25 protein-coding genes and 2 pseudogenes are annotated in these 26,575 nt (G+C 54.1%); 15 read left to right on the top strand and 12 right to left on the bottom strand.

Going from position 1 to position 26,575, the window contains the following annotated elements:
* Nucleotides 1-135: 135 nt before the first annotated feature.
* Nucleotides 136-366, bottom strand: coding sequence for a putative cation transport regulator ChaB (gene chaB, locus F3J30_RS02715; RefSeq protein WP_014070567.1), 231 nt, complete (start codon nucleotides 364-366; stop codon nucleotides 136-138).
* A gap of 269 nt (nucleotides 367-635) precedes the next feature.
* Between chaB and chaA the strand changes: the two genes are divergently transcribed.
* Complete coding sequence (chaA, locus tag F3J30_RS02720) at nucleotides 636-1,736, top strand: sodium-potassium/proton antiporter ChaA (RefSeq protein ID WP_014070568.1); 1,101 nt, start codon at nucleotides 636-638, stop codon at nucleotides 1,734-1,736.
* A 94-nt stretch (nucleotides 1,737-1,830) separates the two neighbouring features.
* Here the strand turns inward: chaA and kdsA are convergent, their stop codons facing one another.
* From kdsA to hemA, 6 genes are read right to left on the bottom strand one after another with little or no spacing between them, the layout of a single operon-like run.
* Nucleotides 1,831-2,685 carry a 3-deoxy-8-phosphooctulonate synthase gene (gene kdsA, locus F3J30_RS02725; RefSeq protein WP_166715679.1) on the bottom strand — a complete coding sequence of 285 codons (855 nt, stop codon included), beginning with the start codon at nucleotides 2,683-2,685 and terminating at the stop codon, nucleotides 1,831-1,833.
* 36 nt (nucleotides 2,686-2,721) lie between these two features.
* Nucleotides 2,722-3,531 carry an invasion regulator SirB1 gene (sirB1, locus tag F3J30_RS02730; RefSeq protein ID WP_014070570.1) on the bottom strand — a complete coding sequence of 270 codons (810 nt, stop codon included), beginning with the start codon at nucleotides 3,529-3,531 and terminating at the stop codon, nucleotides 2,722-2,724.
* Between the two features lie 3 nt (nucleotides 3,532-3,534).
* Complete coding sequence (gene sirB2 / locus F3J30_RS02735) at nucleotides 3,535-3,927, bottom strand: invasion regulator SirB2 (protein WP_014070571.1); 393 nt, start codon at nucleotides 3,925-3,927, stop codon at nucleotides 3,535-3,537.
* Nucleotides 3,924-4,754, bottom strand: coding sequence for a peptide chain release factor N(5)-glutamine methyltransferase (prmC, locus tag F3J30_RS02740; protein ID WP_166715682.1), 831 nt, complete (start codon nucleotides 4,752-4,754; stop codon nucleotides 3,924-3,926). The genes sirB2 and prmC overlap by 4 nt, the downstream gene beginning before the upstream one ends.
* Nucleotides 4,754-5,836 carry a peptide chain release factor 1 gene (gene prfA / locus F3J30_RS02745; RefSeq protein ID WP_014070573.1) on the bottom strand — a complete coding sequence of 361 codons (1,083 nt, stop codon included), beginning with the start codon at nucleotides 5,834-5,836 and terminating at the stop codon, nucleotides 4,754-4,756. Before prfA ends, prmC begins: the two co-directional genes overlap by 1 nt.
* Before the next feature lie 41 nt (nucleotides 5,837-5,877).
* Entirely contained in the window at nucleotides 5,878-7,134 is a 1,257-nt protein-coding gene (gene hemA / locus F3J30_RS02750) for a glutamyl-tRNA reductase (protein ID WP_166715684.1), read from the bottom strand.
* Between the two features lie 234 nt (nucleotides 7,135-7,368).
* Between hemA and lolB the strand changes: the two genes are divergently transcribed.
* The 4 genes from lolB (at nucleotide 7,369) to dauA (ending at nucleotide 11,859) form a co-directional block, all read left to right on the top strand.
* Nucleotides 7,369-7,980, top strand: a complete 612-nt coding sequence (lolB, locus tag F3J30_RS02755; RefSeq protein ID WP_166715686.1) for a lipoprotein insertase outer membrane protein LolB — start codon at nucleotides 7,369-7,371, stop codon at nucleotides 7,978-7,980.
* Complete coding sequence (gene ispE / locus F3J30_RS02760; protein ID WP_166715688.1) at nucleotides 7,977-8,846, top strand: 4-(cytidine 5'-diphospho)-2-C-methyl-D-erythritol kinase; 870 nt, start codon at nucleotides 7,977-7,979, stop codon at nucleotides 8,844-8,846. Before lolB ends, ispE begins: the two co-directional genes overlap by 4 nt.
* Nucleotides 8,847-8,970: 124 nt before the next feature.
* On the top strand, nucleotides 8,971-9,918 hold the full coding sequence (gene prs, locus F3J30_RS02765; protein WP_003856663.1) for a ribose-phosphate diphosphokinase: 948 nt from the start codon (nucleotides 8,971-8,973) through the stop codon (nucleotides 9,916-9,918).
* A gap of 246 nt (nucleotides 9,919-10,164) precedes the next feature.
* A complete protein-coding gene (gene dauA, locus F3J30_RS02770) occupies nucleotides 10,165-11,859 on the top strand; it encodes a C4-dicarboxylic acid transporter DauA (protein ID WP_166715690.1) in 1,695 nt (564 codons plus the stop codon).
* Here the strand turns inward: dauA and F3J30_RS02775 are convergent.
* Nucleotides 11,842-12,888, bottom strand: coding sequence for a MerR family transcriptional regulator (locus tag F3J30_RS02775; protein ID WP_166715692.1), 1,047 nt, complete (start codon nucleotides 12,886-12,888; stop codon nucleotides 11,842-11,844). The genes dauA and F3J30_RS02775 overlap by 18 nt on opposite strands.
* A 119-nt stretch (nucleotides 12,889-13,007) precedes the next feature.
* Nucleotides 13,008-13,283 (bottom strand): stress-induced protein YchH, encoded by a 276-nt coding sequence (gene ychH / locus F3J30_RS02780; protein WP_014070579.1) that lies wholly within the window; start codon nucleotides 13,281-13,283, stop codon nucleotides 13,008-13,010.
* Between the two features lie 274 nt (nucleotides 13,284-13,557).
* Between ychH and pth the strand changes: the two genes are divergently transcribed.
* On the top strand, nucleotides 13,558-14,142 hold the full coding sequence (gene pth / locus F3J30_RS02785) for an aminoacyl-tRNA hydrolase (protein ID WP_166715694.1): 585 nt from the start codon (nucleotides 13,558-13,560) through the stop codon (nucleotides 14,140-14,142).
* A 126-nt stretch (nucleotides 14,143-14,268) separates the two neighbouring features.
* A complete protein-coding gene (gene ychF / locus F3J30_RS02790; RefSeq protein ID WP_014070581.1) occupies nucleotides 14,269-15,363 on the top strand; it encodes a redox-regulated ATPase YchF in 1,095 nt (364 codons plus the stop codon).
* Between the two features lie 66 nt (nucleotides 15,364-15,429).
* Here ychF and F3J30_RS02795 read toward each other — a convergent pair.
* Both F3J30_RS02795 and F3J30_RS02800 read right to left on the bottom strand, forming a co-directional pair.
* Nucleotides 15,430-16,140, bottom strand: a pseudogene (locus F3J30_RS02795) (carboxymuconolactone decarboxylase family protein); the annotation flags it as partial.
* Between the two features lie 31 nt (nucleotides 16,141-16,171).
* A pseudogene (locus F3J30_RS02800) lies at nucleotides 16,172-17,193 on the bottom strand (aldo/keto reductase).
* A 146-nt stretch (nucleotides 17,194-17,339) separates the two neighbouring features.
* Between F3J30_RS02800 and F3J30_RS02805 the strand changes: the two are divergent.
* From F3J30_RS02805 to F3J30_RS02815, 3 genes are all read left to right on the top strand, one after another.
* The gene (locus tag F3J30_RS02805; protein ID WP_166715699.1) at nucleotides 17,340-18,239 is read left to right on the top strand and encodes a LysR family transcriptional regulator; all 900 of its coding nucleotides are present in this window, start codon (nucleotides 17,340-17,342) and stop codon (nucleotides 18,237-18,239) included.
* Nucleotides 18,240-18,814: 575 nt separating this feature from the next.
* The gene (locus F3J30_RS02810) at nucleotides 18,815-21,103 is read left to right on the top strand and encodes an FdhF/YdeP family oxidoreductase (protein WP_166715701.1); all 2,289 of its coding nucleotides are present in this window, start codon (nucleotides 18,815-18,817) and stop codon (nucleotides 21,101-21,103) included.
* 105 nt (nucleotides 21,104-21,208) lie between these two features.
* The gene (locus F3J30_RS02815) at nucleotides 21,209-22,111 is read left to right on the top strand and encodes a LysR family transcriptional regulator (RefSeq protein ID WP_166715703.1); all 903 of its coding nucleotides are present in this window, start codon (nucleotides 21,209-21,211) and stop codon (nucleotides 22,109-22,111) included.
* A gap of 17 nt (nucleotides 22,112-22,128) precedes the next feature.
* Here the strand turns inward: F3J30_RS02815 and F3J30_RS02820 are convergent, their stop codons facing one another.
* The gene (locus F3J30_RS02820; protein WP_166715705.1) at nucleotides 22,129-22,443 is read right to left on the bottom strand and encodes a cupin domain-containing protein; all 315 of its coding nucleotides are present in this window, start codon (nucleotides 22,441-22,443) and stop codon (nucleotides 22,129-22,131) included.
* 120 nt (nucleotides 22,444-22,563) lie between these two features.
* On the opposite strand from F3J30_RS02820, the gene F3J30_RS02825 reads away from it, so the two are divergent.
* The 5 genes from F3J30_RS02825 (at nucleotide 22,564) to F3J30_RS02845 (ending at nucleotide 26,560) form a co-directional block, all read left to right on the top strand.
* Nucleotides 22,564-23,304, top strand: coding sequence for an AzlC family ABC transporter permease (locus F3J30_RS02825; protein ID WP_166715707.1), 741 nt, complete (start codon nucleotides 22,564-22,566; stop codon nucleotides 23,302-23,304).
* A 1-nt stretch (nucleotide 23,305) separates the two neighbouring features.
* On the top strand, nucleotides 23,306-23,626 hold the full coding sequence (locus F3J30_RS02830; protein WP_014070589.1) for an AzlD domain-containing protein: 321 nt from the start codon (nucleotides 23,306-23,308) through the stop codon (nucleotides 23,624-23,626).
* 546 nt (nucleotides 23,627-24,172) lie between these two features.
* Nucleotides 24,173-25,261, top strand: a complete 1,089-nt coding sequence (locus F3J30_RS02835; protein WP_166715709.1) for an ABC transporter ATP-binding protein — start codon at nucleotides 24,173-24,175, stop codon at nucleotides 25,259-25,261.
* Nucleotides 25,254-25,883, top strand: a complete 630-nt coding sequence (locus F3J30_RS02840) for an ABC transporter permease subunit (protein ID WP_166715711.1) — start codon at nucleotides 25,254-25,256, stop codon at nucleotides 25,881-25,883. Before F3J30_RS02835 ends, F3J30_RS02840 begins: the two co-directional genes overlap by 8 nt.
* On the top strand, nucleotides 25,883-26,560 hold the full coding sequence (locus tag F3J30_RS02845; protein WP_166715713.1) for an ABC transporter permease: 678 nt from the start codon (nucleotides 25,883-25,885) through the stop codon (nucleotides 26,558-26,560). The genes F3J30_RS02840 and F3J30_RS02845 overlap by 1 nt, the downstream gene beginning before the upstream one ends.
* The last annotated feature ends 15 nt before the right edge of the window (nucleotides 26,561-26,575 follow it).

Raw genomic sequence — 26,575 nt, forward strand, 5'->3', positions numbered from 1 at the left:
TTCGCCTTCCCGGCTATTTTTACTGGTCATTTTGCCAGCAGTTAATTAACGATAAGCAATTCATGGGCCAGTTGCAATACAACGAAAGTTCAACCGCCTGAAAAGTCAAAATGAAGGCAGCATATTATTTGGTCGCTATTTCTTTTTGTGCCATTTATCATCGTCTCCTTTCTCATAGTCATGTTTTACTGCGGCCCAGGCGACTTTGTGCGCCGTCTCTTCGCGGCTGGCATCATCCCGGCGATCCTCTTTATCTTTGTACTGTTCCCAGGCGCTGTTAAAGGCCTCTTTGTAGATATCTTGCGCATGGGCGGGGAGTACGTGTTGTACACTATCGGGTAATTCGCGTTTCGCTTTATATGGCATCACTAACCTCTTTTTTGTTAAAGAGTTAAGTGTGGTCGATGCATTACAATCGCGCCACTGCGATAGTTATATTGCGATTATGCTTTAATTAATTATTTGTTATTTAATGAATATTTATAAAAGATACAAGTTTTCAATCAACACAATCCAAAGTAATTGCAAACGGTAAAATTAAGTAAAAAATAAAGGGTATTTAACAGAGATCTGTTAGTTTAATGACCTCAAAATTCTATCTATAATTACAAGCACCTGCATTGATGGAGAAGCACATGACAGCAGCACACGAGGCGGTAAAAACCCGCCACAAGGAGACGTCGCTCATTTTCCCGGTTCTGGCACTGGCTGTGCTGCTCTTCTGGGGAAGCAGTCAGTCACTGCCAGTGGTCGTTGGTATCAATATTCTTGCACTTATTGGTATTTTAACCAGCGCATTCAGCGTTGTTCGCCACGCTGATGTTTTAGCTCACCGTCTGGGCGAGCCGTACGGTTCCTTAATATTAAGCCTTTCCGTCGTCATTCTTGAGGTCAGCCTGATTTCTGCCCTGATGGCAACCGGTGACGCCGCGCCTACGCTGATGCGCGACACGCTCTATTCCATCATTATGATTGTAACGGGTGGTCTGGTCGGTTTTTCTCTGCTACTGGGCGGGCGTAAATTCGCTACCCAATATATGAATCTGTTCGGGATTAAACAGTACCTGATTGCCCTCTTCCCGCTGGCGATTATCGTGCTGGTGTTCCCGATGGCGCTGCCGGGTGCGAACTTCACCACCGGCCAGGCATTGCTGGTTGCGCTGATTTCCGCAGCCATGTACGGCGTATTCCTGCTGATTCAGACTAAAACGCACCAGAGCCTGTTTGTCTATGAGCACGAAGACGACAGCGACGACGACGACCCGCATCACGGTAAACCGTCTGCACACAGCAGCGCGTGGCATACCGTATGGCTGATCGTACATCTGATTGCGGTTATTGCGGTGACCAAGATGAACGCTAACCCGCTGGAGACGCTGCTGACCGAACTGAACGCGCCGGTGGCGTTTACCGGTTTCCTGGTTGCACTGCTGATCCTTTCGCCGGAAGGCCTTGGGGCGTTGAAAGCGGTGCTGAACAATCAGGTACAGCGCGCGATGAACCTGTTCTTTGGTTCCGTGCTGGCGACGATTTCACTTACCGTACCGGTGGTGACGCTGATTGCCTTTATGACAGGTAACGAGTTGAACTTTGCGCTGGGCGCGCCAGAGATGATTGTGATGGTGGCGTCGCTGGTGTTGTGCCATATCTCGTTCTCAACCGGGCGCACTAACGTGCTTAACGGTGCAGCGCATATGGCGTTGTTTATTGCGTATCTGATGACGATATTTGCGTAGCTTTCATCCTCTGCGGTCTGATGCCCTCACCCCAACCCTCTCCCACAGGGAGAGGGAGAAAACATAAAAAAACCCGCCGAAGCGGGTTTTTTTATTAGTTGCTGGTATCCAGCTCGTCGAAGCTTTTCACCAGATCGTCAATCGCTTTGATCTGTTTCAGGAACGGCTCCAGCTTATCCAGCGGCAGTGCGGATGGGCCGTCGCATTTCGCGTTAGCCGGATCCGGGTGCGCTTCAATGAACAGGCCAGCAAGGCCAGTTGCCATACCGGCACGCGCCAGCTCGGTAACCTGCGCACGACGACCGCCAGACGCAGCGCCAAACGGGTCACGGCATTGCAGGGCGTGGGTCACGTCAAAGATAACCGGAGACTGGTTAGACACGTTCTTCATTACGCTGAAGCCCAGCATGTCCACAACCAGGTTGTCGTAACCGAAGTTTGCGCCACGGTCACACAGGATAATTTGGTCGTTACCGCCTTCGATAAACTTGTCGACGATGTTACCCATCTGGCCCGGGCTGACGAACTGTGGTTTCTTCACGTTGATCACGGCACCCGTTTTCGCCATCGCGGCAACCAGGTCGGTCTGGCGCGCCAGGAAGGCCGGAAGCTGGATAACGTCAACCACGTCAGCCACTGGCTGCGCCTGAGCGGCTTCATGCACGTCGGTGATCACTTTCACGCCAAAGGTCTGTTTCAGTTCCTGGAAAATCTTCATCCCCTCTTCCAGACCTGGGCCACGGTAAGAGTTGATAGAGGAGCGGTTGGCTTTGTCAAAAGAGGCTTTAAACACATACGGGATGCCCAGCTTCTGGGTCACGGTCACGTAGTGCTCGCAGATGCGCATTGCGAGATCACGGGATTCCAGCACGTTCATACCGCCAAACAGCACGAACGGCAGGTCGTTTGCTACCTTGATATCACCAATGCTAACCACTTTTTGTTTCATAGGATCGCCTTATTCAGGTGTGAATCGGAATTAAATTTAATGCAGTGTAATTTGTTTATGCGAGATCGAATTGATCTGCGCACGAATCATTTCGCTAATCGGATCTTCCGGGCATTGCTCGACGAAATAACTCAAATCATTCAGCGCCACATGCTCGCAGTCGAGCTGGGCATAAATAAGACCACGATCGCGAATTTCGTATGGATCTTCCGGGTTAAATTGCAGCAACACTTCACTGGCACGCAGCGCCAGCTCCATCTGCCGCTCTTCCATCAGCGCGGCTTTCAGCGTATCCAGCAGTTTGCGGATAACTTCTGAGTTATCGGCTTCGTCGAGATCTTCGTTAAAGAGCTCAGCCACCGGGCTAATGTTGCCTTTCAGCCAGACATCCAGCGTGTGTTCATCCAGCGTGTCACCGTTGAAGGGGTTAATTAACCACATCTCACCGTCCAGCCACTCCGCACGCAGGATCATCTGCGTCGGGAAAATGACCGGCACCAGCGGAATATCCAGACGGTGGGCAACCCACAGTAAAATAGCCCCCAGCGCAACGGCGCTGCCCTGGCGATTTTTTAAAACCTGATCCAGCCATAACGCATCAGAAAGGCGGTACACGCCGCGCGTGTCGCAAAAGCCCCATTCGCCATAGAAAAGCTCAACCAGCTTCTCTAACTGCCAGTCCTGAGGACGCGCCTGATTAATCTCTTCTCGCGCCAGGCTGACCAGGCTTTCCAGCTCATCGTAGACAAAGCGTGACGAAAAATCGTCGCGGATCATCTCAGAAATCTGGACCATCCCATCGCAAAGCGGCACTTTGTTAAATTCGAAATCGGCTAAGGACCTCATGACTTACCCCAGTAACGGTATTCTTGTGGTGGCGAGTTTAATGATGATGTACAGCACCACCAGACCCAGCAGAAAGGCAATAAACCCCACCTGCTGGCTGCGCGGACGACGACGCCCAAGCGCGATAAAACCCAAAACGATGTAGATGATAACGCCAAACAGCTTCTCAGTCAGCCATGTGCCTTTATCAGTAAATGGCAGATAGCCGGTCTTCCACATTAATCCGGCGCCAGACAGGAACAGCACAGTGTCGATACAGTGCGGCGCAATGCGCACCCAGCGCGCGTCAATCAGCGGATTATTGCTGTAACGCCACCAGTAACGGACGATGAAAAACCCGATGGTCAGCGCAACCGACGCCAGGTGGGCGGTAATAAGAACGGAAAACAGGCTCATAACCACTGTCCCAGCGTCAGGCGGTCATTGCCGCCATAGTCGCGACAGGTTTCTACCGCGGTGTACCCTGCCGCAGTAAAGAGCGCGCGAACGGCTTCGCCCTGTGTCCAGCCGTGTTCGACCAGCAGCCATCCACCCGGTAACAAATGCTGGCGCGATGTCGACACAATATGAACGAGGTCGGCCAGCCCTTCATTGGCGGCGACCAGCGCCGTCAGCGGTTCAAAGCGCACGTCACCCTGAGCCAGATGCGGATCGTGTTCGTCGATATAGGGCGGATTACTGACAATCATGGCAAACGTGCGGTTCGCCAGCGCGCTAAACCAGCTGCTTTGCAATACCGTTACGTTGCTGAGCCCGAGGCGTTGCTGGTTACGCTGCGCCAGCGCAACGGCATCAGGCATCACATCCACCGCCGTTACGTCGCAGTCCGGGCGCTCGCTGGCAAGCGCCAGCGCAATCGCGCCGGTGCCGGTCCCAAGATCGAGAATGCTACAGCGAGTGGCCGGTAAACGCGCCAGCGCCTGCTCCACCAGGCATTCGGTGTCGGGGCGCGGGATAAGCGTGGCCGCTGAGACGTACAGCGGTAATGACCAGAACTCGCGTTCCCCCACCAGATGCGCTACTGGCTCGCCGGTTTTACGGCGGGCAAGCAGCGCTGCGAGCTGTGTTTCCTGTTCAGCAGTGAGCATCGTCTCGCCGAAAGCCAGCAGGTAAGTGCGGGGTTTTCCCGTCACAAACTCAAGCAATATTTCGGCATCACGCTTCGGGCTTTCACTTTCTGAAAGCGCGCTGACGGCATGACGTAACCAGTGCTGAAAATCCATTATTCCTGCTCGGACAATGCCGCCAACTGGTCGGCCTGGTATTCCTGCACGATAGGCTCAATCAGCATATCGAGTTTCCCTTCCATCGCTTCGTCCAGACGGTACAGCGTCAGGTTGATACGGTGGTCGGTGACGCGGCCCTGCGGGAAGTTATAGGTACGGTTACGATCGCTGCGATCGCCGCTACCCAGCAGGTTACGACGGGTCGAGGCTTCTGCCTGCTGGCGTTTGGCCACTTCCGCGGCACGAATACGCGCGCCCAGCACAGACAGCGCTTTGGCTTTGTTTTTGTGCTGGGAACGTTCGTCCTGGCACTCCACCACAATGCCGGTTGGCAAGTGAGTGATACGAATAGCAGAGTCGGTGGTGTTAACGTGCTGACCACCCGCACCGGATGAACGGAAGGTGTCGATACGCAGGTCGGCCGGGTTGATGTCCGGCAGTTCTGCTTCCGGCAGCTCTGGCATCACCGCAACCGTACAGGCGGAGGTGTGGATACGCCCCTGCGATTCGGTAGCCGGTACGCGCTGCACGCGGTGGCCGCCGGATTCAAATTTGAGACGCCCGTATACACCGTCACCGCTGATTTTAGCGATCACTTCTTTAAAACCACCATGCTCGCCTTCGTTAGCGCTCATGATTTCGACACGCCAGCGGCGCGTTTCCGCGTAGCGGCTGTACATGCGGAACAGATCGCCTGCAAACAGCGCGGCTTCATCGCCGCCGGTCCCGGCGCGCACTTCCACGAAGGCATTGCGTTCATCATCCGGATCTTTTGGCAGCAGCAGAACCTGGAGCTGTTGCTCCATTTCTTCTGAACGCGCTTTTGCTTCCTGTAACTCTTCCTGCGCCATTTCGCGCATTTCAGGATCGTCGAGCATCATCTGCGCGGTTTCGATATCTTCCTGGACCTGTCGCCAGTCGGTAAAGCATTTAGAAACATCACTTAACTGCGCGTACTCACGCGACAGCGCGCGAAAACGGTCCTGGTCTGCAATGGTCCCGGCATCGCCGAGCAGCGCCTGGACTTCTTCATGGCGCTCGTGCAGAGCTTCCAGTTTGGCGACGATAGAAGGCTTCATAGGCGTAAGTGCACCTTGTAATAGAAAATGGGTATAGGGCGCTATTCCAGCCCGAGGCTGTTGCGCAGAATAGTCAGGCGTTCGTCATCCCCGTCTCGGGCTGCCTGCTGAAGAGATTTGGTTGGTGCATGGATCAGGCGATTGGTCAGTTTCCAGGCCAGATCCTGCATAATTGCTTGCGCGTCGCCACCTTGTTCAAGGGCAGCCAGCGCTTTGGCAGTCAGATCGTCACGCACCTGTTCTGCCTGCCCGCGATACTCGCGGATAGTCTCGCTGACGCTTTGCGCGCGCAGCCAGGCCATAAACTCACTGGTTTCCTGCTCGACTATCGTTTCTGCCTGAACTGCCGCGGCTTTACGCTGCGCCAGGTTGTGCGAAATGATGCTTTGCAGGTCATCCACGCTGTAAAGATAGGCGTTAGCCAGTTTGCTGACTTCTGGCTCAACATCGCGCGGAACGGCGATATCCACCAGCAGCATTGGCTGATTACGGCGGGATTTTAAGGCACGTTCAACCATCCCTTTACCGATAATCGGCAGCGGGCTGGCGGTGGAGCTGATAATGATATCCGCCTCTTTCAGGCGTTCATCGATGTCGCTAAGCGCAATCACTTCTGCGCCCACTTCGTCTGCCAGCACCTGCGCACGCTCACGGGTACGGTTGGCGATAATCATCTTTTTCACTTTATGTTCGCGTAAATGACGCGCCACAAGTTCGATGGTTTCACCCGCACCGACCAGCAGCACCGTAACGGTGGAGAGCGATTCAAAGATTTGACGCGCAAGCGTACAGGCTGCGAAAGCAACAGAAACCGCACTGGCACCAATGTCGGTTTCGGTTCGCACTCGCTTCGCCACAGAGAAGGATTTCTGGAACATACGTTCCAGTTCACTGGCCTTAAGATGCCCTTTTTGTGAATCAGCAAAGGCCTTTTTTACCTGCCCCAGGATCTGCGGTTCGCCCAGAACAAGTGAATCAAGACCACTGGCCACGCGCATAAGATGGCTGACGGCATCGTTGTCCTGATGCCAGTAGAGGCTTTTACGCAGCTCTTCTTCGTTCAGATTGTGGTAGTCGCATAACCAGCGGATAAGCGCTTCGTGCAGGTTGTCCTGCTCTTCCACGCTTAAGTACAGCTCGGTACGGTTGCACGTCGACAACACCACACCGCCCTGCACCATTGGCTGTGCAAGCAGGCTGTCCAGCGCCAGGTCGAGCGTATCCGGCGAAAACGTTACGCGTTCTCGCAGAGAAACCGGGGCTGTTTTGTGGTTAATACCGAGTGCTAAAAGGGTCATATGAGCGGGAGTAGTACCAGCGTTAATAAGGTTAGCAGGTCGCATCATACAGGATGCGCGAGATCAATAAAAGGGACTGCACCCTTTCGGAGTAATAGCTTATCCCGGTCAAGCAACTCACATTATTTAGGGTAGATACAACTCTTTGAGATAATTTGAACGTAGACGGTGGCACCCTGTGACGCTAGCATTAACAGTTATAACTGCAATGTATCTCAAGGATTTGTCATTATCATGACCCGACTGATTCGCCTTCTGCCGCTGGCGGCGCTGGTTCTGACCGCGTGTTCGATTACTCCACCGAAAGGGCCAGGCAAAAGCCCGGACTCCCCGCAATGGCGTCAGCACCAGCAGGACGTACGTAATTTGAGCCAGTACCAGACGCGTGGCGCGTTTGCTTATCTGTCTGACGAACAAAAGGTTTATGCGCGATTCTTCTGGCAGCAGACGGGTCAGGATCGCTACCGCCTGTTGTTGCTGAACCCGCTGGGCAGCACTGAGCTGGAGCTTATCGCCAAACCGGGTGAAGCACAGATAACCGACAACAAAGGCCAGCACTACACCGCGACCGATGCCGAAGAGATGATCGGCAAACTGACCGGGATGCCGATCCCGCTGAACAGCCTGCGTCAGTGGATCCTTGGCCTGCCGGGTGATGCGACCGACTACACGCTCGACGACCAGTATCGTCTGAGCCAGGTCAACTACACGCAGCACGGTAAAACCTGGAAAGTGGTTTACAGCGCCTACGACAGCAACACCAAACCGTCGCTGCCGTCCAACATGGAGCTGACCCAGGGTAGCCAGCGTATCAAGCTGAAAATGGACAACTGGATCGTTAAATGATGACCCAATGGCCCTCACCCGCGAAGCTGAATCTGTTTTTATACATTACCGGGCAACGTGCTGACGGGTATCACACGTTGCAGACGTTGTTTCAGTTTATCGATTATGGCGACACGATCTCGATTGAACTGCGCAGCGATGGACAGATTAACCTGCTCACCGCAGTAGAGGGTGTGGCGCACGAAGACAACCTGATTGTGCGCGCCGCGCGTCTGCTGATGAAGGCAGCCGCCGACTCTGGTCGTTTGCCTGCTGGAAGCGGTGCGGATATCAGCATTGAGAAACGTCTGCCGATGGGCGGCGGTTTAGGTGGTGGTTCATCCAATGCCGCTACCGTGCTGGTCGCGCTCAATCATCTTTGGGGATGCGGGCTGTCGCAAGACGAACTGGCCGCTTTAGGGTTAACGCTAGGCGCGGATGTTCCTGTGTTTGTGCGGGGCCATGCGGCGTTTGCCGAAGGCGTAGGTGAAATCCTCTCGCCCGCAGAACCAGCGGAAAAATGGTACCTGGTTGCCCACCCGGGAGTCAGCATTCCGACACCGGTCATCTTTAAAGATCCTGACCTGAAAAGAAATACCCCGGTGCGGTCAATAGAAACGTTATTAAATTGTGAATTCAGCAACGATTGCGAGGATATCGCAAGAAAACGTTTTCGCGAGGTTGATGCGGTGCTTTCCTGGCTGTTAGAATACGCGCCGTCGCGCCTGACTGGTACAGGGGCTTGTGTCTTTGCTGAATTTGACACCGAGTCCGCTGCTCGTCAGGTGCTTGAGCAAGCGCCGGTTTGGCTGCATGGTTTTGTAGCACGCGGGATGAACATCTCCCCCCTACAGCAGACCATTCTGGCGCAGACTGAGTTTCGGTGACAACGTCACCCTGTTCCAGACGTTGCATCGCGCTCTTTAATACACGCCTGGATAGCGTTCGCCTGGCCCGCACAGTTTTTGGCGAAGGTTATCCACCACTGGACGCATGCCTGAGGTTCTTCTCGTGCCTGATATGAAGCTTTTTGCTGGTAACGCCACCCCGGAACTAGCACAACGTATTGCCAACCGCCTGTACACTTCCCTCGGCGACGCCGCTGTAGGTCGCTTTAGCGACGGCGAAGTCAGCGTACAAATTAACGAAAATGTACGCGGTGGTGATATTTTCATCATCCAGTCCACCTGTGCTCCAACGAACGACAACCTGATGGAATTGGTTGTTATGGTCGATGCCCTGCGCCGTGCTTCCGCAGGCCGTATCACTGCTGTAATCCCTTACTTTGGTTATGCCCGCCAGGACCGTCGCGTCCGTTCCGCGCGTGTGCCAATCACTGCCAAAGTTGTCGCTGACTTCCTGTCAAGCGTAGGCGTTGACCGCGTACTCACCGTTGACCTGCACGCAGAGCAGATCCAGGGCTTCTTCGATGTTCCGGTTGATAACGTATTCGGCAGCCCAATCCTGCTGGAAGACATGCTGCAACTGAACCTGGATAACCCGATTGTGGTTTCTCCGGACATCGGCGGTGTGGTACGTGCTCGCGCTATCGCGAAACTGCTGAACGACACCGACATGGCGATCATCGACAAACGTCGTCCACGCGCTAACGTTTCTCAGGTGATGCACATCATCGGTGACGTTGCTGGCCGTGACTGCGTGCTGGTTGACGACATGATCGATACCGGCGGCACGCTGTGTAAAGCAGCTGAAGCGCTTAAAGAGCGTGGTGCTAAGCGCGTATTCGCATACGCAACTCACCCGATCTTCTCCGGTAATGCGGTTAATAATCTCCGCAACTCCGTTATCGACGAAGTTGTGGTATGCGATACCATCCCACTGAGTGACGAAATCAAAGCACTGCCAAACGTGCGTACTTTGACCCTGTCCGGGATGCTGGCCGAAGCGATTCGTCGTATCAGCAACGAAGAATCCATCTCTGCAATGTTCGAACACTAATCGAACACGGCCAAAAAACCCGCTGCGGCGGGTTTTTTTGTCTCTGATATTTATTGATGCTCTAAATAATTCGAGTTTCAGGAAGGCGGCAAGGGAATGAATCCCCAGGAGCTTACTCAAGTAAGTGACTGGGGTGAATGAGTGCAGCCAACGCATCTGCAACTCGAAGTATGACGAGCAATGACTAATGCCTCCTTCACCTGCCATTCACATGACAGATGATGCGCACACGGATGATAGATAATTGTGAAAAATGTAGCCTCCTCACATGTTCTGCCTTTTCGCGCCCTCATCGACGCTTGCTGGAAAGAGAAATACACCTCGTCACGCTTTTTGCGCGACGTTATTGCCGGGATAACCGTTGGCATTATCGCCATTCCTCTGGCAATGGCACTGGCTATTGGCAGTGGCGTGGCACCACAATACGGTCTGTACACCTCGGCCGTTGCCGGGATTGTCATCGCGCTGACCGGCGGTTCGCGCTTTAGCGTATCGGGCCCTACGGCTGCGTTTGTGGTCATTCTCTATCCGGTATCTCAACAGTTTGGGCTGGCAGGCCTGTTGGTTGCGACTCTAATGTCCGGCGTCTTTTTGATTTTGTTCGGGCTGGCCCGTTTTGGCCGGTTAATCGAATATATCCCCCTTTCCGTGACGCTGGGGTTCACTTCCGGGATCGGTATTACCATCGGGACAATGCAGATCAAGGATTTCCTCGGTCTGCAAATGGCCCACGTTCCTGAACACTACCTGCAAAAATTGGGCGCGTTGATTATGGCGCTGCCGACGGCGAACCTGGGCGATGCCGCCATTGGGATTGTCACGCTAGGTACGCTGATTGTCTGGCCGCGCTTAGGTATTCGTCTGCCAGGCCATTTACCAGCACTGCTGTTGGGTTGCGCGGTGATGGCTATCGTCAATATGCTTGGCGGCCATGTGGCAACGATTGGCTCTCAGTTCCATTACACGCTGGCTGACGGCTCTCAGGGAAACGGGATCCCGCAGCTGTTGCCGCAGCTGGTGCTGCCGTGGGATATGCCCGGCTCCAGCTTCACCCTAAGTTGGGATTCACTGCGCGCCCTGCTTCCTGCCGCCTTTTCTATGGCGATGCTGGGGGCGATTGAGTCTCTGCTGTGCGCCGTGGTGCTGGACGGCATGACGGGCACCAAACACAAAGCGAACAGCGAACTGGTGGGCCAGGGACTGGGGAATATCATCGCCCCGTTCTTCGGCGGTATTACCGCCACGGCGGCCATCGCCCGCTCTGCGGCTAACGTGCGTGCGGGGGCGACGTCTCCTGTATCGGCGGTTATCCACTCCGTGCTGGTGATCCTCGCCCTGCTGATCCTCGCCCCGCTGCTCTCCTGGCTGCCGCTCTCGGCAATGGCGGCCCTGCTGCTGATGGTGGCCTGGAATATGAGCGAGGCGCATAAAGTGGTGAACCTGCTTCGTCGCGCGCCGAAAGACGACATTATCGTGATGCTCATCTGCATGTCGCTGACCGTGCTGTTCGATATGGTTATCGCCATCAGCGTGGGTATTGTGCTGGCCTCCCTGCTGTTTATGCGCCGTATCGCGCGGATGACCCGCCTGGCCCCGGTCAACGTCGACGTCCCTGACGATGTGCTGGTGCTGCGCGTGATTGGCCCGCTTTTCTTTGCCGCCGCAGAAGGTCTGTTTAGCGATCTGGAGTCACGTATCGCAGGTAAACGGATTGTGGTGCTGAAATGGGATGCGGTGCCGGTGCTGGATGCGGGCGGTCTTGATGCCTTCCAGCGCTTTGTGAAACGACTGCCGGAAGGCTGTGAATTGCGAGTGAGTAATCTTGAGTTTCAGCCGCTGCGTACGATGGCGCGTGCTGGCGTGCAGCCAATCCCTGGCCGCCTTGCCTTCTATCCTGACCGTACCGCTGCGCTAGCTGACCTGTCACCGACCCTGCACTGACATTCGTCTTTGCATCATGATCCCTATCGCCTGCTGTAGCCATTCGAGTACGGCAGGCGTCATCCAGGTTCCTTTCATCAGATGCGGTTCTTGCTGCATCGCAACACGAAACTTCTGCTGTGTCGCCGGATCGGTTCCGGCATAAGACTGGAACAGCGCCAGCCAGTTCTCCGCCAGTTTTTGCGCCTCTTCTGATGAGGGCTCCAGGCGCTCGCGCTGTGCCTGATGCAGTTTTGCCACCAGCGGCGGCCACTCCATCATGCGGTCAAAATAGTGCGCGCGAGTGAATGCCATCTCGTCTGGGGACAGATAGTTCTGCCAGATAACAAGCTTTGTTTCCGCAAATGCCTGGGTAATGTAGTCCGTCATTTCCGCAGTGATCCCCGTTTGCTGGCGCATCTGCGGCTCAACGCTATGCATCTCGTTAAGACGGGTCAGAAACTCCGGTTTTCCCGCTGTATCCTGCTCCAGGCGCACCATCCAGCGAGTGGCCAGATCCATGGCGCGTGGGTCGGATACGTCGGCGTGTTGTTCCAGCAGCACTTTTGCCTCTGCAACCAGCCCTGCCCAGATGGCGCCCAGTTCCTCTTTCTGTACCGCGAACGGCAACTGTTGCAACTCTTCTTTGCTAAACCAGCGATCGTACATGTTCATCAACTCCAGAGTCTGTAGCCAGGACTCAAGATCGGGGTCCTCATCTGCGCTAAGCCCGGTACGCAAATCCACCAGCCTGTCACGCAGCGTCGTAATGCTGCGCGCCTGTTTTTCCAGCAACGTGATTTGTGCGTCGAGCAATTCCGCCAGTGAGAGCGACTCCTTTTCCAGAAAGTCCCTGATTTCAGCAAGTTCCAGCCCCGCTTTTGCCAGCGCCTGTATCATATGCAAACGCTGAACATCGCGCAGATTGTAAAGCCGGTAACCTGCCTCGCTTCTGGCAGAAGGCAGCAACAGCCCTGTTTGTTCGTAGTGATGTAGTGTGCGTACGGTGATCCCGGCACGCTTTGCCAGTTCCCCCACCTGAATCAACATAGCCGCTCCTTTTCTTTGCCAGTTGCCCCACTCTGGAACCTTACGTTACGTGAGGGTCAAGATAATAAGCAAAAAAAAACGGCTCCAGAAGGAACCGTTCTTATAAAACCGTTTAACCGCTAACTGTGTTTATGCTGATCGCGGCGGCAGCGTTTATCGTAGTGGCGCACCCACCAGTACCTGTCACTTACCTGTTCATGGCCGCTCACACGCGCACCTGCCAGCCACAAAACCGCACCGAGGAAGATACTCAGCACCGCACCGTGTGCGAAGTATTGTGGAAGGTCAAGCTGTGGCAACTGGTTTAAAATAGAATAACCCACACCGGCCACCATCACGAACAGCCCCAACCCCATTAGCACGTTACCGAGCATCGAAGCGTTTTTGCGTTTCATATGTCACCTCCGGAACTTTGGGTTGTAAGGGGAAAAGCCCCTAATCCTTGTGTGTAAAGTATAGACAACGCCCGTTTTGTGAGTTGCGTGAACGATCACAATAATGGTTACCATTGGTACAAAAGTTTACAAATAAGCAACTGAACAGCTTGAAATTCTAATTGTTCAAATAAGTAATTATTCGTATTCCGTTGTTGTTGTCGCAGAATTTTGTCAACCGGCTCGCCAGACAGTAAACTACGCGCCAGATCTGGAACCCTTTAGGAATTACATCGTGACGATTAAACTGATTGTCGGTCTTGCCAACCCGGGCGCAGAGTATGCAGCAACTCGCCATAATGCGGGCGCCTGGTACGTTGATTTACTGGCCGAACGGTTACGTGCCCCTCTGCGTGAGGAACCGAAGTTTTACGGGTATACCTCACGTATTAACCTTGCCGGGGCGGATGTGCGGCTGCTTGTCCCGACCACTTTTATGAACCTGAGTGGTAAAGCGGTTTCTGCAATGGCGACGTTCTATCGCATCAATCCTGACGAAATTCTCGTCGCCCACGATGAGCTTGATCTGCCGCCGGGCGTGGCAAAGTTTAAACTCGGTGGCGGTCATGGCGGCCACAACGGTCTGAAAGATATTATCAGCAAACTGGGTAATAACCCGAATTTCCACCGTTTGCGCGTCGGAATTGGCCATCCGGGCGATAAAAACAAAGTTGTCGGTTTTGTGCTGGGTAAACCTCCGGTTTCTGAGCAGAAACTGATTGACGAAGCGGTAGACGAAGCGGTGCGTTGCACCGAAATTTGGCTCAAAGACGGTTTAACCAAAGCCACAAATCGCTTGCACGCCTTCAAAGCGCAATAATCCACACATTACGGCTTTTTTGCCGCGCAGCGTGCGGGTTACGTGTATAATAGGCAGAGTTATTTACTTTTCTTCAATCGGTTAACGCTAACGGATTGATTATCAAGATATTAAGGTGATTTAGAAATGGGATTCAAATGCGGTATCGTTGGTCTGCCTAACGTTGGCAAATCCACCCTGTTTAACGCGCTCACCAAAGCGGGCATCGAAGCAGCGAACTTCCCGTTCTGTACCATCGAGCCAAACACCGGTGTTGTACCGATGCCCGATCCACGTCTGGATCAGCTCGCTGAAATCGTTAAACCGCAGCGTATTCTGCCAACGACGATGGAATTCGTGGATATCGCGGGCCTGGTAAAAGGCGCATCTAAAGGTGAAGGCCTGGGTAACCAGTTCCTGACCAACATCCGCGAAACCGAAGCCATCGGCCACGTTGTCCGTTGCTTTGAAAACGACAACATCATCCACGTAAACAATAAAGTGGATCCGGCTGACGACATCGACGTTATCAATACCGAGCTGGCGTTATCTGACCTGGACACCTGCGAACGCGCCATTCACCGCGTGCAGAAGAAAGCTAAAGGCGGCGATAAAGACGCTAAAGCCGAGCTGACCGCACTGGAAAAATGTCTGCCACAGCTGGAAAACGCGGGCATGTTGCGTGCGCTGAAAAACCTGACTGAAGAAGACAAGGCAGCGATCAAATACCTGAGCTTCCTGACGCTGAAGCCGACCATGTATATCGCTAACGTCAACGAAGACGGTTTCGAAAACAACCCATACCTGGATAAAGTGCGTGAAATCGCTGCTGGCGAAGGTTCTGTGGTTGTTGCCGTTTGCGCAGCCGTTGAGTCTGATATCGCTGAACTGGACGACGCAGACCGTGAAGAATTCATGGCTGAGCTGGGTCTGGAAGAGCCGGGTCTGAACCGCGTGATCCGCGCAGGCTACGAACTGCTGAACCTGCAAACTTACTTCACCGCTGGCGTGAAAGAAGTACGCGCATGGACCATCCCAGTGGGTGCCACTGCGCCACAGGCTGCGGGTAAAATCCACACCGACTTCGAGAAAGGCTTCATCCGTGCGCAGACTATCGCGTTTGAAGACTTCATCACCTACAAAGGTGAGCAAGGTGCAAAAGAAGCCGGCAAGATGCGTGCAGAAGGTAAAGACTACATCGTTAAAGATGGCGATGTGATGAACTTCCTGTTCAACGTCTAATCCCCTCTCTGCTTCAAAAAAAATCCACGCCAATGCGTGGATTTTTCTTTTTCTGGCCTCCCAGCGTCAGGCTTTCCTTCCCTGCAATACTTCCCCCACCACACCCACCGCTGAAAAAGCATTTGGCCAGCCGGCATAGAATGCGGCGTGCGCCACAATCTCACCCGCTTCCTGCGCGGTAAGCCCATTGTCCATCGCCCGGTTCAGGTGATAGCCGATTTGCGCACTCTGCCCGGAGGCAATCAGCGCGCTGACGGTAACCAGGCTCCGGTCGCGGGGGGCAAGCGCTGGCCGTTGCCACAGCTCAAGAAAAAGAGGATCGGCGGTGAATTTCACCAACCCCGGCGAAACGGGTTCAACGTTCTTTTTCACGGTTTCAGCTCGCAGCCGTTCAACCTCCTCATTCAGGGGCAATAGCGGCGGTTTCGCCTGCGGGAGTGCATCAGGGCTTACTCCGCGAGCGCGGAAAATATCTTTAGTCACCGCAATGGCCGCCATCGCATTCGGCCAGCCGGAATAAAACGCCAGATGAGTAATCACTTCGGATATTTCAGCCGGGGTTACGCCGCACTCGAGCGCCACTTCCACATAGTGTTTCAGTTCGGCAGGCTGATTTCTGGCGATAAGGATGGCCAGCGTGACGATACTGCGATCCCGCGCTGACAGGTCATTTCGCTGCCACAGTTCATTGGCGATAACGTCATTGCCAAACCGGACAAGTGCGGGTGATACCGACTGAATATCGGCGTCAGACAGTACGGATGCATTAACTTTCATTGTGTTTTCACCTTATTGATTCCCCGGGCCGTTAGCGAGTCCAGACCTGTTTCTGGTCTTTCGTGGCTGGGGTGTTTTGCGCCATGATCCCCGACAATGCATTAGGCTGATAACAGACCTCCAGATAACGGATATCCTCCTCGCTCAGCCGCAAATTCACGGCCTTGACCGCGTCCTCGACATGCTGCTTTTTCGTTGCGCCCACGACCGGAGCCGTCACTTTGGTTAACAGCCAGGCCAGGGAAATCTCGGTCATTGACACCTGGTACTGGCTGGCAAGCTCCGCCACGCGAGAGATTATCTCTGCGTCCTGCTCTGCCGTTTTGTCATATTTCCCTTTGGCATAAGTGTCTTCCCTTGCTCGTCGTGTCTGAGCATTATCAATGCGAGAAAGACGGCTACTGGCCAACGCGCTGTAGGGCGTCATGGCGATATTGTCCTGCGCGCAGAGCCCCGCCAGTTCGCGTTCATCCTCGCGCATAATGAGGTTGTAATGACTCTGGACAGAGACAAAAGGCGTCAGGCCATCGCGTTCCGCCAGCGCGTTGGCTTTCGCCAGCTGCCAGGCAAAGCAATTTGAGATGCCAACGGCACGCACTTTCCCGCCTGAACCGCCTGGTGCAGCGCGATCAACACGTCCAGGACTGGCGTGTTGTAGTCCCAGATGTGGTAGATATAAAGGTCAATGTACTCCATGCCGAGGTTTTGCAGGCTCTGGTCAAGCGTGTGCGTAATGGCCTGCTGGCCGCTGATCCCCGCGGCAATCTGTTGCCCAGTTCGGGGCAAAAATTTCGTTGCCAGCACCACCTCATCTCGCCTCGCCATATCACGAAGCGCTTTACCGACAAAACGTTCACTGGAACCATTCTGGTAGGCAATGGCGGTATCGAAGAAATTGATCCCTTGCTCAAGGCCGTAGCGGATGATGTCCCGGCTTTCCTGCTCGTTCAGGGTCCAGCTGTGTTGACCCAAAGAAGGATCGCCAAACCCCATGCACCCCATACAAATGCGGGAAACGCGTAAATCGCTGTTACCCAACTGACTGTATTGCATTCGTTTTCCCCACCCGAACATAGCGTGAATGTAAAAAGACACCGCCAGTATAGGCTCGCGATCGCGGGAAGATTAGGTCATCATTGATTCAAAGATAGTTAGCCAATAGCTAATAATCAGCACGCTGATTGCATCAGGATGGCCTAATGAACAATGTGATTTACAACCAGATACGGATTTTTCAGTGCATCGCGCGCGAGGGCAGCATCACGGCAGCGGCCAGAAAGCTGGAAATTACGCCCCCGTCCGTGAGCAAAGCGCTAAAACTGCTGGAACAGCACATCGGGCATCCTCTTTTTGTCCGCACCACGCGGCATATAGAGCTGACGGACGCCGGGCAACAGCTGCTACAGCAAACGCAGGCGGCGGTAACGTCACTGGAAAATGCACTGGAGGGCATCAAGGACGCACATCAGGCACCTTCCGGGCTGGTCAGGATCACCTTGTCCCGTTTCGCGTATCTGTTGATCCTGAAACCGCATATGGCCGAGTTTTGTGCTCAGTATCCGGGTATTCAGCTTGAGATATCCGTTTACGATGGAACCATCAACATTGTCGATGAGCGCTATGACCTGGGGATCAGGTTTGGCGATATCCTTGAAGGCGGCGTCGTCGCGCGTCAGCTGATGGCGCCCTTTCGTGAGGGCTTGTATGCCTCAGCCACCTATCTTGAGGCATTTGGTATTCCAGTGACCCCCGCAGATCTTTCGCGGCATCGGCTGATTGGCTATCGGTTTATCACCAACAACCGTATCCTTCCGTTAATGCTCGAGGAGAACGGTGAGCAGTTAACCCTTGATATGCAAGGCCAGCTTATCAGCAATGATATTGACGTGATGGCAGACGGGATCCGCAGCGGATTGGGCATCGGGCGTCTTTTCGAGCCGGTGTATCAGTTACAGGCCGATAAAGACCGTTTTATCCCGGTGATGGAACCTTACTGGAAAACCTATCCCCCGGTGTTTCTTTATTATCCTAAAAGCGCGGGTAAAACCAAAAGAGTCCAAAGCCTTATTGATTTTTTAATCTTAAAAAACGCCAGGTAATACGGTTTTCCAGTGCAGGATGGGAAGTGTAATTATTAATAAACACGGCCTGGTGAATTTTAAATATGTCAGAGTGTAAGATTTCAGCGCTGACATTGAAATTAATTAACAAATTCACCTGCACATAATCATTCCTGTAGAGACATCGCCATCGTTCTCTTCCCTGGCTTGCGAAACAGCGCCATTTCACCCCCTTGATTTATCGCTTAACGCTGATTTTATTAATATTTTAACCCAACTACGGCGAGAGGCCTGGCGCGCTGAATAATACCCAGACAATCCTCTGCGAAGTGCAAATAGGTTAAATTTAATAAGTGATAGATAACATTTATTATGAAGATGATAAATTCCTGTTATAATTTCTTTAAATCAAAGGCATTGATTTTGTTAACCGCTGCAAACGGTGTGTTTTAAACGAAATTCATCATCGGTTATGTAATGAGTTATACAACGATTATTCATTGCTTCTGTTTATTACCCCAACCCACTGCTTTAGTGGCCCCTTCAATTAACCATCATTTATTTATGGTTAATCTGGCCGCGCTTTGTCATGACCAGAATAGTCAGGAGTTCGCATGAATAAGAAAAGACGTTCAGTTCCCGGGATCAGACATTATGACGGGCCTGCCGGTGGCTGGGGTGCCTTAAAAGCGACAGCGATAGCCGTACGCACGCAAATGGATGCGCTGGACGCTCCCGTCACGCTGCTGCGCACCAACCAGCCCGATGGGTTTGACTGCCCGGGCTGCGCCTGGCCGGATAAAGAACACAAATCCACGTTCCAGTTCTGTGAAAATGGCGCGAAAGCCGTAACGTGGGAAGCCACCAGCAAGCGCGTCACCCCGGAATTCCTGGCGAAAAACACTGTTACTTCCCTGCTGGCAAAATCCGATTACGAACTTGAAGGCTATGGCCGTCTGACCCGCCCGCTGCGTTACGACCGGGCAAGCGACACGTTCCGCCCTGTTGAGTGGGAAGAGGCCTTTGAGCGGATCGGCGAAGTCCTGCGCGGGCTTGAACCAGACCAGGTCGAATTTTATACCTCGGGCAGAGCATCGAACGAAGCGGCTTATCTGTTCCAGCTGTTTGCCCGTGAATACGGTACGAACAACTTTCCTGATTGTTCCAACATGTGCCATGAAGCCACCAGCGTCGGCTTACCGCGCTCTATCGGGATCGGGAAAGGTACCGTTTCACTGGATGATTTCGACAAAACAGAGCTGGTTATCTCTATTGGTCACAACCCGGGCACAAACCACCCGCGCATGATGGGGACGCTTCACGAGCTGGCACGCCGCAACGTGCCGATCATCGTCTTTAACCCGCTGCGTGAAAGAGCCCTGGAACGTTTTGCCGATCCGCAAAGCGTCATTGAAATGGCCACCTACAGCTCTACCGATATCGCCTCTACTTATTTCCAGGTGAAAGCAGGTGGCGATGCCGCAGCCTTGAAAGGGATCGCTAAACACCTTCTGCAAATGGAACAGGAACGTGGAGGCGTGCTGGATAGCGAATTTATTGCCGAACACACCCAGGGGTTTTCGGCCTTTGCGGACGATATCGCGCAGACCTCGTGGGAGGCGATTGAACGCGAGTCCGGGTTAACCGCTGACGCGTTGAAAAGCGTGGCTGAAGCCTATGCAAAATCGAACGCCACCATTATCACCTACGGTATGGGGATCACCCAGCATAACAAGGGCACGGCGAACGTGCGGCTGATTGCCGATGTGTTGCTCATGCGCGGCAACATCGGCAAACCAGGTGCGGGGATTTGTCCGCTTCGTGGCCACTCGAACGTGCAGGGCAACCGTACTGTGGGGATCACCGAGAAACCGACGGCAGCGTTTATTGAGCGCCTTAAGGATGTCTTCGGCTTTGACGCACCGGCTAAACACGGCCACGATGCCGTACAGGCCACGCAGGCGATGATCGACGGCCATGCGAAAGCCCTTATCTGCCTCGGCGGTAACTTTGCGGTTGCGATGCCCGATCACGAGAATGGATTCCCGGCCATGCATACCCTGGATTTGAGTGTGCATGTGGGCACCAAACTGAACCGTACTCACCTGCTGGTGGGCAAAGAAACCTATATCCTGCCGTGTCTTGGCCGTACCGAGCTGGATATGCAGCAGACGGGGCGTCAGTCCATCACCGTGGAAGATTCCATGTCGATGGTTCATGCCTCTTCCGGCAAGCTGAAACCCGCCTCCCCGCTGATTCGCTCTGAACCGGCAATCGTTGCGGGCATGGCCCGCGCAACGCTGAAACAGACCAAAGTGGACTGGATGGAACTGGTGACAGACTACGATCTGATCCGCGAGTTGATCGAGCAAACCATCCCCGGTTTTGACAACTATAACGACCGCATTCGTGTACCGGGTGGCTTCCGAATGCCGCTGCCGCCAATCCAGCGCATCTGGCCTACCGCTACTGGTAAAGCGATGTTCTCCGTGTTCGATGGCGTGGATGAGAATGCCAAAGGCGAAGGCGACAATGTTCTGCGCCTGATTACCCTTCGCAGCCATGACCAGTACAACACCACCATCTATGCGCTGGACGATCGCTATCGCGGCGTCTTTGGCCGGCGGGACATTCTGTTTATGAATGAAGGCGATATGGAAAATCTGGGTCTGGAGCACGGCGACCGCGTGGATATCGAAACCGCGCTGGCAGGAAGTGTTCAGTGCCTCGAGGATATTACCGTGGTGGCCTACAGCATCGCGTCGGGTTCCGTTGGCGCCTACTACCCGGAAGCGAACGTGCTGGTGCCGCTTAACTACCTCGATAAAGACAGTGGTACTCCGTCCTATAAGTCCGTGCCCGTTCGCGTGACCCTGCGTTCCAAAGAAATCCGAATGCTCTGATCCCAGTCCTCCTTATTCAACGCTCTGGCAATGAATAAGGGGGATTTATCAATTCCTTCCGCATTTATGTAATACTCGTAGCACCTGCCCGATCAGAGAAAAATAATGGACATAAAACAATTAAAATATTTGATCGCCCTGGATCAAACCCGCCACTTTGGTAAGGCGGCAGCGCAATGCAATATCACTCAGCCGACGCTTTCCATGCGTATTCGCAGCCTGGAAGAGGAGCTTGGCCTGGTATTGATCGTCCGTGGGCAACGCTTTGAGGGCTTTACACCTGAGGGAGAACGGATCCTGGCCTGGGCGCGCGCGCTGCTTGCCGCACACGATGGGCTTCAGGCAGAAGCCGCCCTGTGTAAGGGGCAAGTGGTGGGTGAACTACGTCTTGGCATGGTTCCGCTGGCAAGCGTTGACCCGATGATTTTTATTCGCCAGCTGACGCAAAAATACCCTGAACTGAAATTTAGTCTGTATTCCATGTCATCAGAACAAATTGCCGAAGGGGTAAACAGTAATCAGCTGGAATTGGGAATTTGCTATCTGAATAATATTAACACCAGCGTTTTTGATGTTATTCAGCTGCCGAAAACCAAAATGGGCTTACTGCACGACACCCGCCGTTTCCAGCTGGATAAGACAACGCTCACCTGGCAGGACCTGGTGAATTTCCCTCTGGGGTTCCTGAGCAAAGGGATGCACTATCGCGATCATATGGACGTCAGTTTTAAATCCGCCGGGATCACCCCGGACTATGTATTTGAGAGCGACTCAACCTTTCAGATAATCCAGGCGGTAGAAAGCGGCATCTGCTGTGCCGTTATGCCGCTGAATAATGGGCTTGAGAATTTAAACAGCCATTTTTTGATAACTCCGATAACCGACTCAAACATCGACGCCCCTATTGGCCTGATTATGCGCAAACAGGAACCCGTGTCATCCCTGGCACTGCGCTGCTTTACCGACGCTCAGGAGATTTATACGGTGGAAAATGAGAGTTATGAATAACGGGACGCGAGTGGGCATTACGCCGTTGGCGCGTTAATATCCACCAGCAACAGCGTTCCGACACTCCCCGGAGGGACATGGTGCGTTTTGCCACGTGGCACAACGACATACTCTCCGGCAGACAGGGTGAACAATTGATTGTCCACCACCAGCGGCAGTTCACCATCCAGCACCAGTAACCATTCATCGAAAGCGTCATGCACTTCGGGGGGAATGCCCTCTCCCCCCATCCTGATAACTTTAATACTGGCATCTCCAACCTGCCCCAGAATGCGCGACTGCCACAATTGTGGCAGCCCTGCTGCCACACTAAAAATTGAACTCTTTTTCATCGAAACACTTCGGCCAGGACGTGATAAGTTAGTTGTACCTCACTGTTTCATGTTCACAAATATCAATAGATCAAATGATTATCTCAATTCCGGCTTAATGCTCTGGTACAGGAAATACTGATGTTGATGAAAACAAAGGCCTCACACAAAGATGAGGCAGGCGCGGAGTTTCGGGCAGGGATCACCGCCTGTTTGCCCACTATCCCCGGTTACTGGAGTATTGGTTTTGCCGCTGGCGCTATCGGCACCCTTTCAGGGTTTACCACCCTGCAAACCGCGCTGCTGGCAAGCGTGTTATATACCGGCTCGGCGCAATTTCTGTTCTATTCACTGTGGGCGGCCGGGGCAGAAGTGGCCTCGGTGGTGTTCAGCGTCTTCCTGGTGAATTTACGCTACCTGCTGATGAGCTCTGCCATGAGCGTATTCTTCCGCGAACACAGTACCCTGCAAAAACTGGTAAGCGGCCTGTTACTGACCGATGAAACCTTCGGCGTTGCCGTGCAGCGCGGTAGCCAGCACAGTGCCGTTCCGTTTGCCTGGATGCTTGGGCTTAACGTCGCCGCCTGGCTTAACTGGATCCTCGCCTGCGTGGTCGGCGCGTGGCTGGCCTCGGCCCTTCCGTCATCGCTGATGGAAGGCCTGAGCTTTAGCCTGGTATCGATGTTTATTGGTCTGGTGCTGATGCTGTGGTTTGCCAGCCACCGAAAAGCGCTGGAAACATTCAGTATCGCTGCCGCTGTGGTGATTACGCTGCTGACCGCCCGCCAGATGGACATCAGCCTGGTGGTGATTATCGCGGCATCGGTATCGGCCACGCTTGCTACCCTGGGATTGCGATTCTTCAGTAAAGGAGGGAAATAAGATGGAACGCAATATCTTGCTGGCGATTTTCATCTCTGCGCTGGTTACCGCACTGATGCGCACCGTGCCGATTCTGCTGCTTTCCCGTTTTCGTCTTGCACCGGCGTTGCAGCAGTGGCTGAGCTTTATTCCTGCCGCCATTATGGCCGCCATTATCACCGCCGAGCTGCTGGGTAAACCGGCGCTGACGCCGTCCGGGGTCAGCATTTCGCTGCTGGCGGCGGCGGTTGCTGCATTAGCCGGGATAGTGACGCGCAGCCTCTTCGCGACGGTGCTTGCGGGGATGGTGGCGTTTTCAGGTCTGAGCTATTTTTTGATGTGATGTTTCCCCCTCTCCGAGAGGGTTCCCCAGTAATTGTTGTCTTTATTCAGCGATGATATTACGCCTTTGAAATAAAAGACTTACCGCAGCTCCACGGTCCGGCTGAAAATCGCCGAAGCGTTTACGGAAGGCCGGGGCGACGCGCATGGATGCGCGGCGAGGGCGGCTTTACAGGGACGTTTCATCCGCCCGTCCCCGATTAGCCTGGAGCAAACGCTGAGGGTCACCGCGAAGCGGCGATTTTCTTGCCGGGAGCCCGGGTCGCCAGGGTGGTGGCGGTGAGCCACCCTGGCACGTTCACGGGTAATGTGGTGACTGAGTAGCAAGGAACATAAAGTGAACGGAATGACCACCTCGGCCGTATGTTCCCCCTCACCCCAATCCTCTCCCCTAAATGGAGAGGGCGTTATTACTGCCCGCTATCCTCCTTTATCAAAATCCAAATACCTGCAATACAAATGCAAATATCATATTTGCGCCCTTTTGATCGCCTCTGTAATTTGTGTTTGATATAAACGCAATAATTTCAGGGCGCTATTGTTTCATATGATCAGACTCGAAAACATAAACAAAACGTACCCTGGTAGTACGCACGCCGCGATCGGTAAATTAAATATCACTATCAATGAAGGTGAATTTTGCACATTCGTTGGCCCCAGCGGCTGCGGGAAAACCACCCTGTTACGTATGATTAATCAACTGGATATCCCGGATACCGGTTCGGTTTATGTTCAGGGTATTAAAATAGCCGATGCCGATATTATTCAGGTGCGGCGAAAAATCGGTTTTGTGATGCAAAGTGCTGCGTTATTCCCGCACCGGACCGTTGCCCAGAATATCGCAACCGTTCCGCGTCTGCTTGGCTGGAATAAAAAGCACATTCAGGCGCGTATTGATGAACTGGTGGAGGTCATGTCCCTCGACCCGAGCCTGCTTGCGCGCTACCCCCACCAGCTTTCGGGCGGGCAGCAAGGACGGGTGGCGATTGCCCGTGCGCTGGCGGCCGATCCTCCTATTCTGTTAATGGATGAGCCCTTTGCGGCCATCGACCCGGTGGTGCGGGAAAAGCTCCAGGACGAGCTGTTGCAGCTCCAGCAGCGCCTGCATAAAACTATCGTGCTCGTCACCCATGATATTAACGAAGCCATTCGCCTGGGCGACAAAATCGCCATCTTCCAGGAAGGTGGCGTCCTGGCTCAGTTTGATACGCCGGATCATATCCTGGCCCAGCCTGCCAGTGAGTTCGTGGCACGATTCATCGGGCCTGAGCCCAACTTAAAACGCCTTGCCAGGCTTCAGGTTGGGCAGCTTCCGCGCCACGATGTTCCCCTGGTAGACGAGGCGCTGATCCCGATAACCAGCCAGCATCCGGTGGTTGCCAGCCCGCTGCGGCTGGTGCTCGACAAACAGCTACGCCCGTTGTACTGGCTCGACCCTGAGCGGCGTACCGCCCTGCCCGTTTCACTCACCCTGAAGGCTCTTCACTCCCTGCGTTTCGCCTACAGCGCACTTCTGGATGCGCCGGAGGGCGTGCTGGTGCACGTCGACGGAGACGGTCAGTATCAAGGCAGTATTTCCCACGGGCTGCTCCAGCGCGTGCTGGACGGGCATGTGGATGTGCGCCGCTATGATTGACTGGCAATGGATCGTGGATAATCAGGGCCCGATTGCCGCCCTGCTCTGGCAGCACACGCTGCTGGTGGCGGTATCGCTCTTTTTCGGCACGGCACTCACGGGGGTGTTGATTGGCCTGACCCTGCGCTGGCCCGCATCGGCTCCGGCACTGCTTGGCCTGTGCGGGGTGCTGTTTACCATTCCGTCGCTGGCGCTGTTTATTCTGTTGATCCCGTTTACCGGCCTGTCGCTCACCACGTCAGTGATCGGCTTAACACTCTATTCGCTGCTGATCCTGCTGCGTAACGTGGTCGCCGGGATCGAAAAACTGCCGTTCGACGTACTGGAATCCGCCCGTGCGCTGGGTTACACCCGCTGGCACCGTTTTGTTGACGTTGAACTGCACCTGATTATTCCGTCTTTGTTTGCCGGGCTGCGTATTGCCTCGGTCACGCTGGTTGGGCTGGTCACAGTCACGGCGCTGATTGGTCAGGGCGGGCTGGGGCAACTGCTGCTGTCGGGCTTTAACCAGGATTTCCTGACGCCGATTGTGGTCAGCGTGGTGCTGAGCCTGGTGCTGTCGTTTCTTTTTGACTCTCTGATAGCGCGCGTGGGCTATTGGGTTACACCCTGGGCACGCTAATGGACATCTTAACCGCAACCTGGCACTGGTTAATTCAGCCAGACCACTGGCTCAGCGAGACGGGGATCCTGCTGCGCTTACGCGAGCATCTCTGGTATGTGCTGGTGAGCATGGTCATCGCTTCGGCCATTGCACTACCCCTGGGGGTGGCGCTGGGCTACTGGCGCAAAGGCGCTTTTCTGGTCATCAACCTGTTCAACATTGGCCGGGCAATCCCGTCTCTGGGCCTGATTTTACTGTGCATTATTCTTTTTGGTTTCAACGATGTGCCGGTGTTTGTTGCGCTGATCGCGTTGTCTGTCCCGCCGATCCTGACCAATACCTGGGTGGGGATATACCACGCCGACCGCACCCTGTGCGATGCTGCTACCGCACTAGGCATGACGCCTATACAGAGCCTGTGGCAGGTGCGTATCCCGCTGGCGATGCCGCTGATCTTTGCCGGGGTTCGCACCGCGTTGTTGCAGCTCATCGCCACGGCGGTGGTCGCCGCCTATGCCGGGCTCGGCGGACTGGGTCGCTTCCTGATTGATGGTCTGGGTCAGCGCGATATCCCGCAGGTCATTTCCGGCTCCCTTGTGGTAACACTACTGGCGCTTGCCTGCGAGGGGATATTTTCACTTATCAACAACATGTTATTTCAGTCACAGGACGCACCCGCAATAACGGAATCATGATAAAAACCACCAGCA

Source organism: Enterobacter sp. Tr-810, from assembly GCF_011752765.1.
GTDB lineage: Bacteria > Pseudomonadota > Gammaproteobacteria > Enterobacterales > Enterobacteriaceae > Enterobacter > Enterobacter soli.

Bases quoted from the DNA above. Each gene is read 5' to 3' on its own strand.
- ispE (WP_166715688.1), top strand. From the start codon at position 7,977: ATGATGACCCAATGGCCCTCACCCGCGAAGCTGAATCTGTTTTTATAC.
- hemA (WP_166715684.1), bottom strand. From the start codon at position 7,134: ATGACCCTTTTAGCACTCGGTATTAACCACAAAACAGCCCCGGTTTCT.
- chaB (WP_014070567.1), bottom strand. From the start codon at position 366: ATGCCATATAAAGCGAAACGCGAATTACCCGATAGTGTACAACACGTA.
- sirB2 (WP_014070571.1), bottom strand. From the start codon at position 3,927: ATGAGCCTGTTTTCCGTTCTTATTACCGCCCACCTGGCGTCGGTTGCG.
- F3J30_RS02810 (WP_166715701.1), top strand. From the start codon at position 18,815: ATGAATAAGAAAAGACGTTCAGTTCCCGGGATCAGACATTATGACGGG.
- ychH (WP_014070579.1), bottom strand. From the start codon at position 13,283: ATGAAACGCAAAAACGCTTCGATGCTCGGTAACGTGCTAATGGGGTTG.
- prmC (WP_166715682.1), bottom strand. From the start codon at position 4,754: ATGGATTTTCAGCACTGGTTACGTCATGCCGTCAGCGCGCTTTCAGAA.
- F3J30_RS02840 (WP_166715711.1), top strand. From the start codon at position 25,254: ATGATTGACTGGCAATGGATCGTGGATAATCAGGGCCCGATTGCCGCC.
- F3J30_RS02820 (WP_166715705.1), bottom strand. From the start codon at position 22,443: ATGAAAAAGAGTTCAATTTTTAGTGTGGCAGCAGGGCTGCCACAATTG.
- F3J30_RS02775 (WP_166715692.1), bottom strand. From the start codon at position 12,888: ATGTTGATTCAGGTGGGGGAACTGGCAAAGCGTGCCGGGATCACCGTA.
- lolB (WP_166715686.1), top strand. From the start codon at position 7,369: ATGACCCGACTGATTCGCCTTCTGCCGCTGGCGGCGCTGGTTCTGACC.
- F3J30_RS02805 (WP_166715699.1), top strand. From the start codon at position 17,340: ATGAACAATGTGATTTACAACCAGATACGGATTTTTCAGTGCATCGCG.
- F3J30_RS02815 (WP_166715703.1), top strand. From the start codon at position 21,209: ATGGACATAAAACAATTAAAATATTTGATCGCCCTGGATCAAACCCGC.
- F3J30_RS02830 (WP_014070589.1), top strand. From the start codon at position 23,306: ATGGAACGCAATATCTTGCTGGCGATTTTCATCTCTGCGCTGGTTACC.
- prfA (WP_014070573.1), bottom strand. From the start codon at position 5,836: ATGAAGCCTTCTATCGTCGCCAAACTGGAAGCTCTGCACGAGCGCCAT.
- F3J30_RS02845 (WP_166715713.1), top strand. From the start codon at position 25,883: ATGGACATCTTAACCGCAACCTGGCACTGGTTAATTCAGCCAGACCAC.
- sirB1 (WP_014070570.1), bottom strand. From the start codon at position 3,531: ATGAGGTCCTTAGCCGATTTCGAATTTAACAAAGTGCCGCTTTGCGAT.
- kdsA (WP_166715679.1), bottom strand. From the start codon at position 2,685: ATGAAACAAAAAGTGGTTAGCATTGGTGATATCAAGGTAGCAAACGAC.
- chaA (WP_014070568.1), top strand. From the start codon at position 636: ATGACAGCAGCACACGAGGCGGTAAAAACCCGCCACAAGGAGACGTCG.
- ychF (WP_014070581.1), top strand. From the start codon at position 14,269: ATGGGATTCAAATGCGGTATCGTTGGTCTGCCTAACGTTGGCAAATCC.
- F3J30_RS02835 (WP_166715709.1), top strand. From the start codon at position 24,173: ATGATCAGACTCGAAAACATAAACAAAACGTACCCTGGTAGTACGCAC.
- F3J30_RS02825 (WP_166715707.1), top strand. From the start codon at position 22,564: ATGTTGATGAAAACAAAGGCCTCACACAAAGATGAGGCAGGCGCGGAG.